Below are 2,027 nucleotides of genomic sequence, written 5' to 3' on the forward strand. Positions count from 1 at the left end.
GGCCGCTGGCCGGCATTGCCGTGATGGGCATGTGGTGCTGCCGGCCAGTGGCCGGCGCTACCGAAGGTCCCCTCGGTGGGTGCGGACCCCGGTGCGCACGCTTTATAGTGTCGCCCATGAATAAACGGGCCAGGGGCGCAAAGCGCCCGCTCCTCTATCTTTCCACCGCGCTGCTGGCCCTGGCCAGCAGTTCGGCGCTTGCCCTGGGCTTGGGTGACATCCGTGTCCTGTCCAAGCCAGGCCAGCCCCTGCTGGCCGAAATCCCGGTAGTCTCGGCCGATCCATCCGAACTGGAGAACCTGCGCGTCGCGCTGGCCTCTGCGGTCACCTTCGAACGCGTTGGCCTGCAGCGGCCGGCCGGGCTGGTCAGCGAGCTGCAGTTCGAACTGACCCGCAATGCGCAGGGCAGGGCGGTGGTGCGGGTGACCTCGCAGACGCCGGTCGAAACCCCGTCGCTGAGCTTCCTGATCGAGGCCGACTGGGGCCAGGGCCGCCTGGTGCGCGAATACTCGGCGCTGGTCGATGCGCCCTCCAGCGCACTGGCGGTGGCCGAACCGGAAATCGTCGCGCCGGCCGGTACCCTCTCCAACACCATCGTGCGAGACGTTGCACCGGCGCCGGCCGCTGCGGAGAGCGCAAGCGCACCTGCGCCGTCCACTGCGGCAGCGCCGGCACCTGCATCGGCTCGCCCGCGTGCAGGGGATGCACCCGCTGCCGCGCAGGCAGCCGATGGCAGCGTCATCGTCCAGCGTGGGCAGACCCTGTCGCAGATCGCCAGCGCGGTGGCCCGCGGCAACCAGGTCAGCCGCGACCGCGCGATGATCGCCCTGCTGCGGGCCAACCCGGAGGCCTTCATCCGCGGCAACGTCAACCTGCTCAAGCAAGGCGCCGTACTGCGCATGCCCGGCAGCGATGCACTGGCGGCGGTCGATGCCGCCGAGGCCGCAGCGCTGGTGCGCGAGCATGCAGCGCAGTGGCGGCAGGCGCGCACCGTGCCGCAACCGGCGGGTACCGTCGCCCCGGTGGCCGCGGCGGCAACCACGAACGCTTCTTCCCCGGCCGCGGCCAATGGGGCACGACTTGAAATCGCCCCGGCGCTGGCTTCCGACGCCGCGCGCGCGGGCACAACCACCGGCACTGGAGCCGGCAGCGAGGGTGACATGCTGGGCAACGAACAACTGCGCCAGGCACGCGAGGACATCGCGACCCGCGATGCCGAGATTGGCGAGCTGAAGCAGCGCGTCGCCGACCTGGAAAAACTCAAGGAACAGCAGCAGTCGCTGATCGCGATGAAGGACAACGACCTGGCCGCCGCGCAGCAGCGCCTGGCACAGGTACCGGATACCCGCGATGCGGCAACGCCGTGGTACTGGCTGGGGCTGCCGGTGCTGCTGCTGGCGGCCGGTGCAGCCTGGCTGCTGCGTCGTCGCAAGCCATCGCCGCTGCCGCCGCTGCGCGACGAAGACGATGCCGCCGGTCTGACCGCTGCGGTACCGGCGGGCGCGGCGCTGGATACCCTGGCCGAGCAGTCCTCGTGGTCGTCGGTGGTGCCCGAAGCGGGCCGCCAGGAGCCGGCGATGCCGGCTTGGGCGAGCGAAACCGGGGGGCAGGATGACGTGGCTGCCGAACCGGTCGCCGACGTCGCCGCCCAGGCTGACTGGCAGGCGCAGACGCTGCGCGATGACGAAGTAGTGGAGCTGCCCGAGGCAGTGACCGACCTGCCGCGCTGGGACGAGCCGGTGCCCACGCGGGAGGATGATCCCACGCCGGCCGCCGCAGCGCAGGATGAGCTGCTCGCGCAGGCGGCCCCCGGCGAGGTGGCAGTGCCGGACTACGCGCTGCATGCCGAACAGCAGCCGCAGTTCCGCGGCGTGTTCGACCTGCCGGCCGAGCACCCTGACGGCGAGGCTTCAGGCGCAGCGCCGCACGACGCGCTGGCCGCAGCGCCGCATGAAGACGGTACTGCGGCGCCGGCCGGCGATGCCGGCTGGGCGCCGCGCGCCGGGCAGGAGCGCCTTGAGCTGGCC

Annotated in this window: 1 protein-coding gene; it reads left to right on the top strand. The window is 72.0% G+C overall.

Going from position 1 to position 2,027, the window contains the following annotated elements; all coding sequences use genetic code 11:
• Window positions 1–116 precede the first annotated feature (116 nt).
• A partial coding sequence (locus tag ABGA94_RS00030; protein ID WP_375365945.1) for a FimV family protein occupies window positions 117–2,027 on the top strand: 1,911 nt, incomplete at its 3' end.

Origin of the sequence: Stenotrophomonas sp. 3diitr2024, assembly GCF_042136455.1 — a bacterium.
GTDB classification, from domain to species: Bacteria; Pseudomonadota; Gammaproteobacteria; order Xanthomonadales; family Xanthomonadaceae; genus Stenotrophomonas; species Stenotrophomonas sepilia.